At 70.7% G+C, this 14,631-nt stretch carries 11 protein-coding genes; 7 read left to right on the forward strand and 4 right to left on the reverse strand.

Annotated features, from left to right (window positions below):
- The first annotated feature begins 219 nt into the window (after positions 1–219).
- Together AB0F18_RS18685 and AB0F18_RS18690 are read left to right on the forward strand one after the other, a co-directional pair.
- Positions 220–1,446, forward strand: coding sequence for an acetyl-CoA C-acyltransferase (locus AB0F18_RS18685; RefSeq protein ID WP_362061689.1), 1,227 nt, complete (start codon positions 220–222; stop codon positions 1,444–1,446).
- Positions 1,443–3,572: a 3-hydroxyacyl-CoA dehydrogenase NAD-binding domain-containing protein gene (locus tag AB0F18_RS18690; RefSeq protein ID WP_362061692.1), complete on the forward strand. Its 2,130-nt coding sequence runs from the start codon at positions 1,443–1,445 to the stop codon at positions 3,570–3,572. Before AB0F18_RS18685 ends, AB0F18_RS18690 begins: the two co-directional genes overlap by 4 nt.
- 57 nt (positions 3,573–3,629) lie before the next feature.
- On the opposite strand, the gene AB0F18_RS18695 is transcribed toward AB0F18_RS18690, so the two are convergent.
- Both AB0F18_RS18695 and AB0F18_RS18700 read right to left on the reverse strand, forming a co-directional pair.
- A complete protein-coding gene (locus AB0F18_RS18695) occupies positions 3,630–5,369 on the reverse strand; it encodes a polysialyltransferase family glycosyltransferase (protein ID WP_362061695.1) in 1,740 nt (579 codons plus the stop codon).
- Positions 5,366–6,343: a glycosyltransferase family 2 protein gene (locus AB0F18_RS18700; RefSeq protein ID WP_362061698.1), complete on the reverse strand. Its 978-nt coding sequence runs from the start codon at positions 6,341–6,343 to the stop codon at positions 5,366–5,368. Before AB0F18_RS18700 ends, AB0F18_RS18695 begins: the two co-directional genes overlap by 4 nt.
- Positions 6,344–6,592: 249 nt before the next feature.
- Here AB0F18_RS18700 and AB0F18_RS18705 point away from each other — a divergent pair, with 249 nt between their 5' ends.
- Genes AB0F18_RS18705 through AB0F18_RS18720 form a run of 4 tightly spaced genes read left to right on the forward strand, consistent with a single transcriptional unit; the run spans position 6,593 to position 10,663 of the window.
- Complete coding sequence (locus tag AB0F18_RS18705; protein WP_362061701.1) at positions 6,593–7,870, forward strand: DUF6716 putative glycosyltransferase; 1,278 nt, start codon at positions 6,593–6,595, stop codon at positions 7,868–7,870.
- A 55-nt stretch (positions 7,871–7,925) separates the two neighbouring features.
- On the forward strand, positions 7,926–8,678 hold the full coding sequence (locus tag AB0F18_RS18710) for an acylneuraminate cytidylyltransferase family protein (RefSeq protein ID WP_362061704.1): 753 nt from the start codon (positions 7,926–7,928) through the stop codon (positions 8,676–8,678).
- A 6-nt stretch (positions 8,679–8,684) separates the two neighbouring features.
- On the forward strand, positions 8,685–9,602 hold the full coding sequence (locus AB0F18_RS18715; protein WP_362061793.1) for an N-acetylneuraminate synthase family protein: 918 nt from the start codon (positions 8,685–8,687) through the stop codon (positions 9,600–9,602).
- Entirely contained in the window at positions 9,599–10,663 is a 1,065-nt protein-coding gene (locus AB0F18_RS18720; RefSeq protein WP_362061707.1) for a hypothetical protein, read from the forward strand. The genes AB0F18_RS18715 and AB0F18_RS18720 overlap by 4 nt, the downstream gene beginning before the upstream one ends.
- Here AB0F18_RS18720 and AB0F18_RS18725 read toward each other — a convergent pair.
- On the reverse strand, positions 10,637–11,686 hold the full coding sequence (locus AB0F18_RS18725) for a hypothetical protein (RefSeq protein WP_362061710.1): 1,050 nt from the start codon (positions 11,684–11,686) through the stop codon (positions 10,637–10,639). The two genes, AB0F18_RS18720 and AB0F18_RS18725, sit on opposite strands and share 27 nt — an antisense overlap.
- A 235-nt stretch (positions 11,687–11,921) precedes the next feature.
- On the opposite strand from AB0F18_RS18725, the gene AB0F18_RS18730 reads away from it, so the two are divergent.
- On the forward strand, positions 11,922–13,058 hold the full coding sequence (locus tag AB0F18_RS18730; protein ID WP_362061713.1) for an LCP family protein: 1,137 nt from the start codon (positions 11,922–11,924) through the stop codon (positions 13,056–13,058).
- Here the strand turns inward: AB0F18_RS18730 and AB0F18_RS18735 are convergent.
- Positions 13,055–14,554 carry an amino acid permease gene (locus AB0F18_RS18735; protein ID WP_362061716.1) on the reverse strand — a complete coding sequence of 500 codons (1,500 nt, stop codon included), beginning with the start codon at positions 14,552–14,554 and terminating at the stop codon, positions 13,055–13,057. The genes AB0F18_RS18730 and AB0F18_RS18735 overlap by 4 nt on opposite strands.
- Positions 14,555–14,631: the final 77 nt, after the last annotated feature.

A 14,631-nucleotide genomic window follows, 5' to 3' on the forward strand; every position in this document is an offset into this window, starting at 1 on the left:
GTCGTGGCGTCCGGCCGCTCCGGTCGGCCGGGCGCCACGATGGGGCGCGTGCCGGGGCGCATGACGGGACGCCGCCCCGGGTGTGACGTTCGCCGCTGTTCGGGGAGGGGGTGTGCACATTGGTTACCCGCAAGTAGCATGGGCCGGGTGAGCGGGCGCTCAGTGAAACAGGAGCGCCGCCGCGCAGCAGTGCACACCCGCACCTGGAGGAGAGCCAACGTGCCTCGTACCGTCAGGGACGTCGTCTTCGTCGACGGCGTCCGCACCCCGTTCGGCAAGGCGGGCCCGAAGGGCATCTACCACGAGACCCGCGCCGACGACCTCGTCGTGAAGGCGATCCGGGAGCTGCTGCGCCGCAACCCGGACCTGGACCCCAAGAAGATCGACGAGGTCGCCATCGCCGCGACCACGCAGATCGGCGACCAGGGCCTGACGCTGGGCCGTACGGCCGGCATCCTCGCGGGCCTCCCGCAGTCCGTCCCGGGCTACTCCATCGACCGCATGTGCGCCGGCGCGCTGACCGCCGTGACCGCCGTCGCGGGCGGTGTGGCCTTCGGTGCGTACGACGTCGCCCTCGCCGGCGGTGTCGAGCACATGGGCCGTCACCCCATGGGCGAGGGCGTGGACCCGAACCCGCGCTTCGTCTCCGAGAAGCTGGTCGACGAGTCCGCCCTGTTCATGGGCATGACCGCCGAGAACCTGCACGACCGGTACCCGACGATCACCAAGCTCCGCGCCGACGAGTACGCCGTGCGCTCGCAGGAGAAGGCCGCCAAGGCGTACGCCGACGGCAAGATCCAGCAGGACCTGGTCCCGATCTCGGTGCGCAACACCAACGAGGCCGTCGGTGAGACGGGCTGGGGCCTGGTCACCTCCGACGAGCCGATGCGCCCGGGCACCACGCTGGAGAACCTGGCGAACCTGAAGACCCCGTTCCGTACCCACGGCCGGGTCACCGCGGGCAACGCCGCCGGTCTCAACGACGGCGCCACCGCCGCGATCATCGCGTCCGAGGACTTCGCCCGCGAGAACAACCTCCCGGTCAAGATGCGCCTCGTCTCCTACGCCTTCGCGGGCGTGGAGCCGGAGGTCATGGGCTACGGCCCGATCCCGGCCACCGAGAAGGCCCTCGCCCAGGCCGGCCTGTCCATCGAGGACATCGGCCTGTTCGAGATCAACGAGGCCTTCGCCGTGCAGGTGCTGGCCTTCCTGGAGCACTACGGCATCGCCGACGACGACGCCCGCGTGAACCAGTACGGCGGCGCGATCGCCTTCGGTCACCCGCTGGCCTCCTCCGGCGTCCGCCTGATGACGCAGCTGGCCCGCCAGTTCGAGGAGCAGCCGCACGTCCGCTACGGCCTGACCACGATGTGCGTCGGCTTCGGCATGGGCGCCACGGTCATCTGGGAGAACCCGAACTTCGACGCCGAGGGAGACTCCAAGTGAGCACCACCGCTGAGCTCCTGAAGGGCGCGGCCGAGCTGTTCCCGGACGAGGTCGTCACGTCCGCGCACGTCCGCCACCTGGACCTGCCGTTCGGCGCCGGGCGCTTCGCGCTCATCACGCTGGACAACGGCTTCGACCACACCAAGCCGACCACCTTCGGCCCGCAGTCGCTGGCCAACCTGAACGCGGCGATCGACCAGGTCGAGCAGGAGGCCCTCGCGGGCTCCGTCGTCGGCGTGGGCATCACCGGCAAGCCGTTCATCTTCGCCGTCGGCGCCGACCTCAAGGGCGTCGAGCTGCTGAAGAAGCACGACGAGGCGCTCGCCATCGGCAAGGGCGGCCACGACGTCTTCAAGCGGCTGTCGGCCCTGGCCGTCCCCACCTTCGCGTACTACAACGGCGCGGCGATGGGCGGCGGTGTCGAGGTCGGTCTGCACTGCTCCTACCGCACCGTCTCGAAGGCCATCCCGGCCTTCTCCCTGCCCGAGGTCTTCCTCGGCCTGGTTCCGGGCTGGGGCGGCTGCGCCATCCTCCCGAACCTGATCGGTGCGGAGCGCGCGGTCTCGGTGATCATCGAGAACTCGCTCAACCAGAACCGTCAGCTCAAGGGCAAGCAGGTCTTCGAGCTCGGCATCGCCGACGCGATCTTCGAGGGTGCCGACTTCCTGGAGCAGTCCCTGATCTGGACCGCGAAGGTCCTGAAGGGCGAGACCGAGGTCGTACGCGCCGAGGTCGACCGCGGCGAGGCCTGGGACGCGGCCGTCGCCAAGGGCCGCTTCATCGCGGACTCCAAGGTGCACGGCGCCGCTCCGGCCGCCTACCGCGCGCTGGACATCATCGCCGCGGCCAAGGACGGCGACCTCCAGGCCGGCTTCGACGCCGAGGACCAGGCCCTCGCGGACCTGATCATGGGCGGCGAGCTGCGCTCGGGCATCTACGCCTTCAACCTGGTCCAGAAGCGCGGCAAGCGCCCGGCCGGTGCCCCGGACAAGTCCCTGGCCCGTCCGGTCACCAAGGTCGGCGTGGTCGGCGCGGGCCTGATGGCCTCGCAGCTGGCGCTGCTGTTCCTGCGCCGCCTGGAGGTGCCGGTGGTCCTCACCGACATCGACCAGGAGCGCGTGGACAAGGGTGTGGGCTACGTCCACGCCGAGATCCAGAAGCTGCTGGCCAAGGGCCGGATCAACCAGGACAAGGCCAACCGCCTGACCGCCCTGGTGACCGGTGTCCTGGACAAGGCCGAGGGCTTCGCGGACGCGGACTTCATCATCGAGGCCGTGTTCGAGGAGATGTCCGTCAAGCAGAAGGTGTTCGCGGAGGTCGAGGCGGTCGCCCCGGCGCACGCGATCCTCGCCACCAACACCTCCTCGCTGTCGGTGTCGGAGATGGCCTCCAAGCTCCAGCACCCGGAGCGCGTGGTCGGCTTCCACTTCTTCAACCCGGTCGCGATCCTCCCGCTGCTGGAGATCGTCCGTGGTGAGAAGACGGACGACGCCTCGCTGGCCACCGCCTTCGGTGTCGCGAAGAAGCTGAAGAAGACCGCCGTTCTGACGAAGGACGCCCCGGCGTTCGTCGTGAACCGCATCCTGACCCGCTTCATGGGCGAGATCCAGAACGTCATCGACGAGGGCACCCCGGTGGTCACCGCGGAGAAGGCCATCGAGCCGCTCGGCCTGCCGATGTCGCCGCTGGTGCTGCTGGAGCTCGTCGGTCCGGCCATCGGTCTGCACGTCTCCGAGACGCTGAACCGTTCCTTCCCGGAGCGCTTCACCGTGTCGCCGAACCTCAAGCGGGTCGTCGAGGCCGGCAAGCGCGGCTTCTACGTCTACGACTCCGGCAAGCCGGAGCTGGACCCCGAGGTCGCCGCGCTCCTGGTGCAGGGCGACTCCGTCCTGACGGAGGAGCAGGTCCGCGACCGCGTCCTGGACGCGGTGGCGCAGGAGATCGGCCTGATGCTGGAGGAGGGTGTCGTGGCCGAGGCCCAGGACATCGACCTCTGCCTCATCACCGGTGCGGGCTGGCCCTTCCACCTGGGCGGCATCACCCCGTACCTGGACCGTGAGGGCGTCTCGGAGCGGGTGAACGGCAAGAAGTTCCTCGCCCCGGGTGTCGCCAGCGTCCCGGCGTAACACGCGCAGCAGGAAGAAGGGCCCGTCCGCACCCGGTGCGGACGGGCCCTTCCGCGTTCACCTGCGGCCGAGCCGGCCGCTCTTGACCAGCCGCTGGGCGGCCGGGGAGGCGGGGTTGAGCTCCAGCGCCCGCCGGGCCGCCCGGCGGCGCAGCTCGTCTCCGGGCTTGCCGAGTTTCGCCGCGGTCTCCGCGATGCGCAGCCAGACCAGGGTGCGGCCGCTGTCCGCGGAGATCTCCATGGCCCGCTCGATGCGCCGCAGGGCCTGGTCGGTCTCCTTGCGGCGGATGTGGGCCTGGGCCATGCCGATGAGCAGGTCGAGGTTCTCGTGCTCGGTGAGCAGCCGGGCGCCGACCTCCAGGACGCCCTGGTCGTCCTTGGCCTCGACCAGCGAGGCGAACCCGCTCAGCGAGATGTCGGTCAGGGGCGCCTCGTCCGGCTCGGTGCGCTCCCCGGTGGCGCGCAGGGTCCAGCCCAGGCCGCGCCGCCACTTCCAGGTGCGCGGGCCGGGCAGTTCCAGGCGGGTGCGGGTGCGCTCGTTGAAGTGCATGGACAGCTCGGGGCGGCCCTCCCACTGGTCGACGGCCGCGGCGATGTACTCCTCGGCCACCGGGCGCAGGAAGGCGTACCGCTTGGACTGCATGCAGTAGCCGACGGCCTGGACGTAGGGGGTGACCTCGGTGCGGATGTGCTCGGCGTCCAGGATCCGGTCGGCCGGGGCGGCCGTCGGCACGTCGAGGTCGGGGATCAGGGCGTGGGTGAGGGTGGCGGGGATGCGGTTGCTGTTGGCGTAGGGCCGCATGCGCCGGATGACCTCCAGCGCGCCGATCTGGGCGACGGGGATCCCGTACAGGGTCCGGGCGGTGAACAGGCCGGTGGAGAAGCAGCCGATCACCGTGCGGGGGCGCAGGTACGCGAAGACGGTCTCGGCGAGGACCGGGACGTCCAGGACGACGAAGGGGACGCCCGCCTCCCGGGCGGCCGTGGCGAGGGCGTCGGAGAGGCTGGAGGGGGCGCTGGGGTGCGGTTTGAAGACGACGGAGGTGTGGCCGAGCCGTACCGCGTGCTCGAACATGCGCCGGTGCAGGTCCTCCTCTTCCTCCTCGGTGAGGATGCCGAGGGGGGAGAGGTACTGGCCGAGGAGGAGGGCGGTCTGCGGGCCGCTTTCGGCGAGGGCGCGCGGGATCGCCCGGTCGAGGATGGGGCGGCACTCCTCGGTGAGCTCCGCCAGCAGTTCGAGGACGGCGGCGGTGTGGACGGGCTGCGCGGGGATCCCGTACTCGGTGAGGAGCATGGGGAGCAGGGTGGGGATCAGGTCGAGGTAGAGGACCTGTTCGATGCGGCCGTGGATGGGGCGGGGCAGGTCGTTGCGGGTGGGGCCGTAGCTCATGACCCCGTCGGCGTACACGGCGAGGGTGGCGTCCGAGAAGATCTTGCAGAGGGTCTGGGCGGGTTTGACCTGGATGGACTCGACGACCAGTTCCAGGGGGCCGGGCCGGATGCCCATCTTCTCCCCCATGACGGTGCGCCAGAGGGGGGCGTCCTCGTCGCGGGGGCCCCACAGCGCCGGGTGGAAGGGGTAGATGAGGTCGTTCCAGTAGACGACGCGGTGGAAGCGCGCGAGGACGGCGGCGGCGCCGGGCATGTGGTGCAGCGGCGTGGCGACCTCGGGGATGTCGACGTTGTTGCAGACGAGCAGGATGCGCTCGCGGTCGTCCCGGCCGACCTGGCCGGCGTCGATGGCGGCGGCCACCGTCATGGCGCCGTAGAGGGTGGAGGCGGCGAATATCCGGGTCATCGGGCGGCGGCGCCCAGGTGCCGGGACATCAGTGCTCTGAGCTTGTTCACGCGTGCGGAGTCCATTCCTGCCAGGGTCCCCTCCAGGATGTCCGGGGGAAGTTCGAAGAGCATCTGCGCGCTGCGTTCCTGAAGGAGGCCCCGGGTGACTTCGTCGTACTGCTCGGCGCGGTCCAGGTGAATGACGATGAGCGCACACAGAGTTCGCATGGCCTTGAACGAGAGTTCATATCCGCGCGGATGACGGGCGAGTTCGCCGAAAACCAGCCGGAAGGCCGGAAGGAAGTCCAGCTGCCGTTCGTCCGGGATCTTGGTGAGTGAAGTGGACACATCACGGCGGTAGAAGACGCCGTGGAGGTCGACCACTCCGAAGGAGCGCATCCGCAGGTGCAGCTGGTAGAACCAGTGCCGGTCCTCGGCGGTCCGCAGGGTCTCCTCGAAGAACAGCGCGCCGGCCTCGCGCAGGCGTTCGCGGTCGTAGATGCCGGCCCAGACCGAGGGGTAGTCGATGAACGTGGAGGCGTCCACCGGCCCCATGTAGTCCAGGGGATCGAGCGGTAGGGCCCGCGGGGCGAGCGGGGGCATGACGATCTTGCGTTTTCTGCCGTAGACCCGGACATGGCCGGTCCGCAGGAAATCGACGCCCGACTGGCCCATCCATCCGACCAATTGCGCAAGATATCCGGGGGCGTACCAGTCGTCCCCGTCGAGGAAGGTGAAAAAGCGTCCGCGGGCCGCGGCGAGGCCTATGTTGCGGGTCGCCGATATTCCCATGTTCCGTTCGTTGCGGATGAGCACGGCACCGGGAATCCCGGGCACCGCCTCCCGCAGGATCTCTGATGTCCCGTCAATGGACGCGTCGTCCACCACGATGAACTCGAAGTCCGCGCGGGCATTCAGGGCCAGGGACTTCAGCGTCGTCCGACAGTAGTCGCGGACGTCACACATCGCGACGATTACCGAAAGGGTCACCATCGGCCGGCACCCACCTTCTCCCCATTCACCGACACTCCGCCATCATGTCAGAGCCTCCGGGAGATCCCGAACGCCGCTCGGCGGTGTGACGTACAGCTCCCCCCGGGGGTCGAGGCCTATTCGTGACACCTATGGCTCAGGCGAGGAGGTAAGGTCTAACGGGCCTCACGGCCAGCCCGCCCGAGCCCGCGCCCAGCTGCGGGCCCGCCGACAGCAGTTGGGCTTCGCCGACCGACCGGGAATCCACCAGTGCGCATCCACGTGCTCGCAGACTCCGACACCCGCTGGAAATGGGGTGCGGGGCTGGCGGTGGGCCTGGCACCGGGCAGCGAGGTCCACGCGCACATGCTGCGCGGCCGGAGCACGCCGACGGCGCGCCAGCTGGCGGAGGTCGGCATCACCCCCTCCTCGATCACGGAGGCCACGCTCGCCGAGTTCGCGGCGGCCCCCGCGCTCGACACGGCGGACCTGATCATCCTGGGCACGGTCGGCGGCGCCACGCACGCGGCCCTGCACGCCCTGGCCCGCCGCTTCGCCGGCGCCCCGCGGCGGCCGATCCTGATGACCGGTTACGTCGGCGTCGTCTACGAGAAGATGGCCGACGGGCTCCTCCTGCGCGCGGGCGTCGATATCGTCCTCGCCAACAGCCCGTTCGACCGGCGCCGTTTCACCGAGGTGTACGAACCCCTCGGAATTCCCGTCTCCAGCATCGTCCAGACGGCGCTCCCCTTTCTCGACCAGCGCCCCTACGATCCGAACCGGACATTCGCCGAACACCCTTATACGGTGTGCTTCGCCGTCCAGCCCTCGGTACCCGCCGACCGGAACGGCCGGCTTTACCTGCTGCGCCGCGCGATATCCCACGCCCGGCTGCGCCCGGGCCGCGACGTACTCGTGAAACTGCGCAGCAAGCCGGGTGAGGCGACCACCCACGTGGAGGCGTTCCACTATCAGGTCCTGGCGGACCAGCTGGACGAACCGCTGCCGCCCAATCTGCATTTCGTGTACGGCAACATGTCGAAGACCCTCGACCGCACCGATCTCCTGGTGACGGTCAGTTCCACGGCCGCCCTCGAATCGATGCACCGGGGAATGCCGACCGCCATCCTGAGCGATCTCGGCGTACGCGAGATCCACGGCAACCACTACTTCACCGGTTCCGGCTGCGTCACCGACTGGACCGCCATCGACGAGGGCGCGGCCCCGCTCGCGCACGAGGCGTGGACGGCCGACCAGGGAATCCGCTCCACCGATCCGTTCGGTGAACTCCGGGCCCGGATCGTCGAATTGCGCGGGCAACGGCTGCCGCCGATCTCCCCGTACTACACGGCCGGGAGCGCGCCCGAATACGTGGGTACGCTCCTGCGCCGCAGGGGCCTGGACCCGGACGGCTCCCCCGGAGCCGGCGCCGCCGCGGCGCGCTCGCGCGGCCCGATGAAGCGCACCTCGCGCCGCGTACTCAAGGTCGCCTACCAGTTCGGGGTCCAGCGCGTGGCCCCGAAGATCCAGCAGTGGGGCGGCATATGAGCAACCCCTTCGTCCCCCTCTTCCCCTTCTTCTTCCACCAGGCCAGGAGAGCCCTGTGAACGTCACCGCCGTCATACCCGCCCGGGGCGGCTCCAAGGGCATCCCCGGCAAGAACGTCGCCGAGGTCGGCGGGGTACCGCTGGTGGCCCGCGCCGTACGGGCCTGCCTCGGAGCCTCCCTCGTGACCCGGGTCGCCGTCTCCACCGACGACGAGGCGATCGCCCGCGCCGCCCGCGCGGCCGGCGCCGAGGTGGTGGACCGGCCGGCCGAGCTGGGCTCCGACCGGGCCTCCAGCGAGTCCGCGCTGCTGCACGCCCTGGACCGGCTGGAGGAACGTCACTCCGAAGCCGTGGACGTCCTGGTCTTCGTCCAGTGCACCAGCCCCTTCATCACCTCCGAGGAGGTGGACGACACCGTCGCGGCGATCGTCCGCGACGGCGCCGACTCCGCCTTCACCGCCGTCCCCTTCCACGGCTTCCTGTGGACCGCCGACCCCGCCGCCGGGCCCGGCCACACCGCCCGGGGCGTCAACCACGACAGCGCGGTCCGCCTGCGCCGTCAGGACCGTACGCCCGAATACCTGGAATCGGGCGCCGTCTACGCGATGCGCGCCGAGGGCTTCCGCCGCAGCGGCCACCGCTTCTTCGGCCGGACCCAGCTCGTCCCCACGGCCCCCGAGCGGGCCATCGAGCTCGACGAACCCGGCGACCTCGACCGGGCCAGGGCCCTGGCCCCCCTCCTGGACCCCCGCCAGACTTCGGCGACCCCGTCGCCGCGATCCCCGCAGTACCCCCGAAAGGAACTCTGAACAGTGGTGCACAGCAACCGGATCCGCCGTATCGGCAACAGGGAGGTCGGCACCGGCCGGCCCACCTACGTGATCGGCGAGATCGGGATCAACCACAACGGTGAGCTGGCCAACGCCCTCGCGCTCGTCGACGCGGCCGCCGACGCGGGCTGTGACGCGGTGAAGTTCCAGAAGCGGACCCCCGAGATATGCACCCCGCGCGACCAGTGGGACATCGAGCGGGACACCCCCTGGGGCCGGATGACGTACATCGACTACCGCCACCGCGTCGAGTTCGGCGAGGACGAGTACCGCGCCATCGACGAGCACTGCGCCAAGCGCGGCATCGACTGGTTCGCCTCCCCGTGGGACACCGAGGCCGTCGCCTTCCTGGAGAAGTTCGACGTCCCCGCGCACAAGGTGGCCTCCGCCTCCCTGACCGACGACGAACTGCTCCTGGCCCTGCGCGCCACGGGCAAGACGGTCATCCTGTCCACCGGCATGTCCACGCCCGGGCAGATCCGGCACGCGGTGGAGGTGCTCGGCAGCGAGAACATCGTCCTGCTGCACGCCACCTCCACCTACCCGGCCAAGGCCGAGGAGCTCAACCTGCGGGTGATCAACAGCCTGGAGGCGGCCTACCCCAACGTGCCCGTGGGCTACTCGGGCCACGAGACGGGCCTGCAGACCACCGTGGCCGCCGTCGCCATGGGCGCCTGCGCCGTCGAGCGGCACATCACCCTCGACCGCGCCATGTGGGGCTCCGACCAGGCCGCCTCCGTCGAACCCGGCGGCCTGGCCCGCCTCGTGCGCGACATCCGCACCATCGAGACCGCCCTCGGCGACGGCGTCAAGAAGGTCTACGACTCCGAGCTCGGCCCGATGAAGAAGCTCCGCCGCGTCCAGAACACCCTTCCCGCCGAGGGTGTGACGGCCTCGGCATGAGCGAAACCCTCGCCCTGGTGGAGAGCCCGGCTCAACTACTGAATGTCCTGGAGTGGGCCCACGCCCACCCGGGCGAGGCTGCGTCCCTCACCATCGCCGTGCTCCAGCCGGTGGACCCGCGCTCGCGCGCGCAGGTCCGCCGGCTGTGCCGGTTCGCCTCGCAGGCCAAGGTGGTCTGGCGGCGCTACGAGGTCCGCGCGGGCTACCTGGGACGGGCCGGCGAGCTGGTCCGCCTCGGCCGGGCGGTCGCGGCGGCCCGGCGGCTGGTGATCGGGGACCTGTTCTCCCGCACCATCCAGCTGCTGCTGCCGCGCTCCCGGGCCCGCGAGGTGGTCGTCGTCGACGACGGCACCGCCACCACCGAGCTGGTGGCGCTGCTGACGAGCGGGCAGCAGCTGACCCGCTGGCACCAGGGGGACGTGAAGTCCGCCAAGGGCGGCCCGGTGAACCGGTGGCTGGCCCGAGAGGAGCTGGAGCGGGCCGTCTTCTTCACCTGCATGCCGGTGTCCGCGCCGCCGGGAGCCGAGGTACGGCCCAACGAGTACGACTGGAGCCGGGCCACCTTCGGCCCGCCGCGGCCCCGGCCCGGGGCGGACCTGGCGGGCAGCTCCCTGGTGGAGACCGGGGTCATCGACGAGGACCGGTACATCGACGCCGTCGGCTGGATCGCCCGCACCCGGGCGGCCGGCCGCTACCTGGCGCACCGCCGGGAGAGCACGGCCAAGCTGGAGCGGATCGCAGGCCTGACCGGCATGGAGATCGTCCACCCCGAACTGCCGCTGGAGCTGACGGCGCTGACCGAGCCCATCGGGCTGTCCCTGCTGACCTTCGCGTCCACGATCGCCTACACCCTGCCGATCGTGCTGCGCGGTGCTCCGGTACGGGTGGAGCTGTGCGAGATCGACGACGCCTGGATCACCCCGGACACGGCGGCGCGCTCGGTGGACTTCCTGCGGCGCATCTCCAGCCTGGCGGTCGCCCGCCACGGGCTGTCCAGCATCCCCCCGCAGGGGCGGCGCCGGCCCGGCGACCGGTCAGAAGCGCTGCCAGCGGCCCAGTGAGAGGGAGGACGCGTCCTTCTGCCGGTTGACGAGCAGTTCGCCGCGGGCGCTGATCGAGGCGATGACGACCAGGCCATGGGCGTCGACGGCGAGGGCCGGGGACTCCAGGCACGGCTCGCCGATCTCCGTCCACCAGAGCCCGGCCGCCTCGTGCTCCGTCGGGTACGCGGCGAGGGCGGTGCGGCCGTCCGCGGCGCGGTGGGCCAGCACCGTGCAGTCGTACCCGTCGACCAGGGCGCGGACGGCGGCCACCGCCCCGTACGCCGGGCCGCCGCCCAGGGCCATCACCCCGGCGCCCTCGCGGTAGGCGAACACCCCGCTCCCGTCGGCCGCGTGCCAGAAGTGGGTGACACGGCCCGGGGCCGTCTCCAGGGCGCCCACCGATCCGTCGCGGGCGAGGTACGGGATGTCCTCGCCCTTGTGCAGGGGGCCGCCCGCTCCGCTCTGGGACCAGAGGGTGATCCCCTTCTCTCCGGGGGCGGCGAACCACACGCGGCCGTCGGCGGTGGAGGAGGCGCAGGCCCCCTCGAAGGTCATGCTGCCGCGCACGTCCTCCCACCCGGCCCATGCGCCCTTGTCGTCCTGGCGCTTCACGTGGAAGCCCCGGCCGTAGTTGCGGACGAAGACGTGCGGAGTGCCCCGGCTGTCCACCGCCAGGGCCGGCGGACCGCCGCGCTGCGCCATCTCGACGTTGCGGTAGAGGGTGCCGAGGGAGTCCCAGGGGCCCATCGGGCGGCCCGTCTGGTACTGGACGGCGTGGTGGTAGGTGAGGGTCTCGACGCCCTCGGGGCCCTCGGCGCGGATACGGCGCCGGCCCGCGAAGTGGGCGTACCCGTCCGGCCCTTGACCCACCGTCAGGTCGGTCAGTCCGTCGGCGGGGAGGAGGTCGGGGCCGCTCCAGCCGGGGCCGCCGGGGGCGCGTTCGGTCCAGCGGAGCAGGCCGCCCTCGGCGCGCGCGTACGCGGTGAGCCGTCCGTCCTTGCCCGCCAGCACCCAGCGTCCGCTCAGGGGACCCAGTGCCACGCGGTTCCGGTCAACGGCGGGTGCCTGACCGGGGTCCGCAGAGCGTCGGGGGGATTTGTTCGGACTGCGTCCGGATCGCGTCGCCATGGGTCCCGAGCAACCCTTCCCCTTCACCGTTCGAACAGAATCAGGATACCCCGGGGGTCATCTGGCGGGCTCCTGCGTCTATGTTGGAGCCCGCGCGCGCCCCCGCCGTGCGCCCCCGCCACCCGTTCGGAAGGACCGGTTCCCGGGCATGACTTCAGACGCCACCGCCACGACCACCCCGACACCGGCGACGCCCGAGCCGACGCCGGCCCGTTCGCGCGCGAGCCGGATCCGGCGGGGGCTGGCCTGGACGGCGGCCGCCCTGGTCCTCGGCTCGGCCGGGGCCGGCTGGTGGGTCTACAGCCACCTTGAGGGGAACATCGACAGCGTCGACCTGGACCGGGCGATCGGTACGGACAACCGCCCGCCGAAGGTGGTCGAGAAGGCGCAGAACATCCTGGTGCTCGGCTCCGACTCGCGGGCCGGGGCAAACGGAGAGCTCGACCACGGCAACGTCAGCGGGGCCCGCTCCGACACCGCGATGCTGGTGCACATACCCGAGGGCCGGTCCCGGGCCACCGCGGTGAGCATCCCCCGCGACACCCTGGTCACCCGGCCCGAGTGCAAGGACGGGGACGGCAGGACCGTCCCCGAGGCGAGCCGGGTCATGTTCAACTCCGTGTACTCGGTGGCCGGGCCGGCCTGTGTGGTCAAGACCGTCGAGCAGCTGTCCGGGATCCGCGTGGACCACTTCGTGGAGGTGGACTTCGCCGGCTTCAAGGGCCTGGTGGACGCCCTCGGCGGGGTCACCGTCACCCTCGACCAGCCGATGACGGGCGCCAAGGGCGGCCTCAGGCTCGACGCGGGCACGCACCGGCTGAACGGCACGGACGCGCTGAAGTTCGTACGGACCCGCTACGGCTACGGGGACGGCAGCGACCTCGGACGCATAGGCCTCCAGCAGCAGTTCATGCTCGCGATGCTCTCCGAGATCAAGAAGCAGGACGCCCTCGGCAACCCGGCCCGGCTCTACAAGCTCGCCGACGCCGGCACCAAGTCCCTGACCACCGACTCCGATCTGGCCTCGCTCACCGCACTGGCGGACTTCGCGCAGAGCATGAAGGGCGTGGACCCGTCCACGATGGAGACCATCATGCTGCCGGTGGCCTACGACAAGGTGGACCCGAACCGGGTCGTGATCGCACAGGAACAGGCCTCGCAGCTCTGGGAGGCCCTGCGCACCGACCAGAAGGTGCCCGCCTCGGCGAAGGACTCCCCCGCCAAGGGCGGTGCGGGCGCCAGGTCCAAGTCCCCGGCGCCCGCACCGTCCCCGTCGGCCTCCTAGTACTCCGCGTCCTGGCCGGCCTGGGCCAGGCGGCTCTTGCGGCGGCCGTACGCGAAGTAGACGACGAAGCCGATCACCATCCAGATCCCGAAGCGGACCCAGGTCTCGGCCGGCAGGTTGAGCATCAGCCAGAGGGAGGCCGCCATCGACAGGATGGGGATCACCGGCACCCACGGGGTGCGGAAGGACCGGTGCAGGTCGGGGCGGGTCTTGCGCAGGATGATCACGCCGAGGGCCACGATGACGAAGGCGAACAGGGTGCCGATGTTCACCAGTTCCGCGAGCTTCTCCAGCGGGGTGAACCCCGCGATGACGGCGATGATGACGCCGAGGAGCACGGTGGCCCGGTAGGGGGTGCGGAACTTCGGGTGGGTGACGGAGAAGACGCGCGGCAGCAGTCCGTCACGGCTCATCGCGAAGAACACGCGGGTCTGGCCCAGCAGCAGGATCATGGACACCGTGATGAGGCCGACGGCGGCACCGAGGCTGATGGCGCCGGAGAAGAACGGCTGGTCAACCGCCCGGAAGGCCTCGGCCAGCGGGGCGGACGGCGACATCTCCTTGTAGTACTGCATGCCGGTGACGATGACCGTGACCGCGACGTACAGCAGGGTGCAGATGAGCAGCGAGCCCAGGATGCCGCGCGGCATGTCCCGTTGGGGGTTCTTGGTCTCCTCGGCCGCGGTGGCCACCACGTCGAAGCCGATGAAGGCGAAGAAGACGAGGGAGGCCGCGGTGAAGATGCCCATGACGCCGAAGTTGGTGGGCGTGTAGCCGAACATCAGCTGCACCAGTGGTGCCGTCGTCCAGCCGCCGCCTCCGGTCTGTGGCTCGGCCGGCGGGATGAACGGCGAGTAGTTGTCGGCCTTGATGAAGAACGCGCCCGCGATGATGACCAGGAGCACCACGGTCACCTTGATGGCGACGACGATCGCCGTGATCCGGGCCGACAGCTTGGTCCCGACGACGAGGATCGCGGTCAGTACCAGGACCAGCAGGAACGCCAGGAGGTCGAAGCTGCCGCCCTCGTCACGCCCGGTCAGGGCGACGGGCATGTCCCAGCCGAGGTTGGTGTGCATGAGGTGGCGTACGTACCCGGACCAGCCGACGGCCACGACGGCGGTGCCGAGGGCGAATTCGAGGACCAGGTCCCAGCCGATGATCCAGGCGGGCAGCTCCCCGATGGAGGCGTACGCGAAGGTGTACGCCGAACCGGCCACCGGCACGGTGGAGGCGAACTCTGCGTAGCAGAGGGCCGCGAGGGCACAGACGACGCCCGATACCACGAAGGAGAGGGCGGTGGCGGGCCCGGCGTTGTTGCGGGCGGCGATGCCCGTCAGGACGAAGATGCCGGTACCGATGATGACGCCGACACCGAAGACGGTCAGGTCCCAGGCGGAGAGCGATTTGCGGAGCGCGTGCTCCGGCTCCTCCGTGTCACGGATGGACTGTTCCACCGTCTTGGTACGGAACGGGCTGTTGAGATCCGAGCTCACCGACGCACCTCCCAAGAAGTACGCGAACGGGCCGGGAGGCCCACCCTTCAAGGGTGATCTCCCGGCCCGTGAGGTGC

Source organism: Streptomyces sp. NPDC029216, assembly GCF_040648015.1.
Lineage (GTDB): Bacteria > Actinomycetota > Actinomycetes > Streptomycetales > Streptomycetaceae > Streptomyces.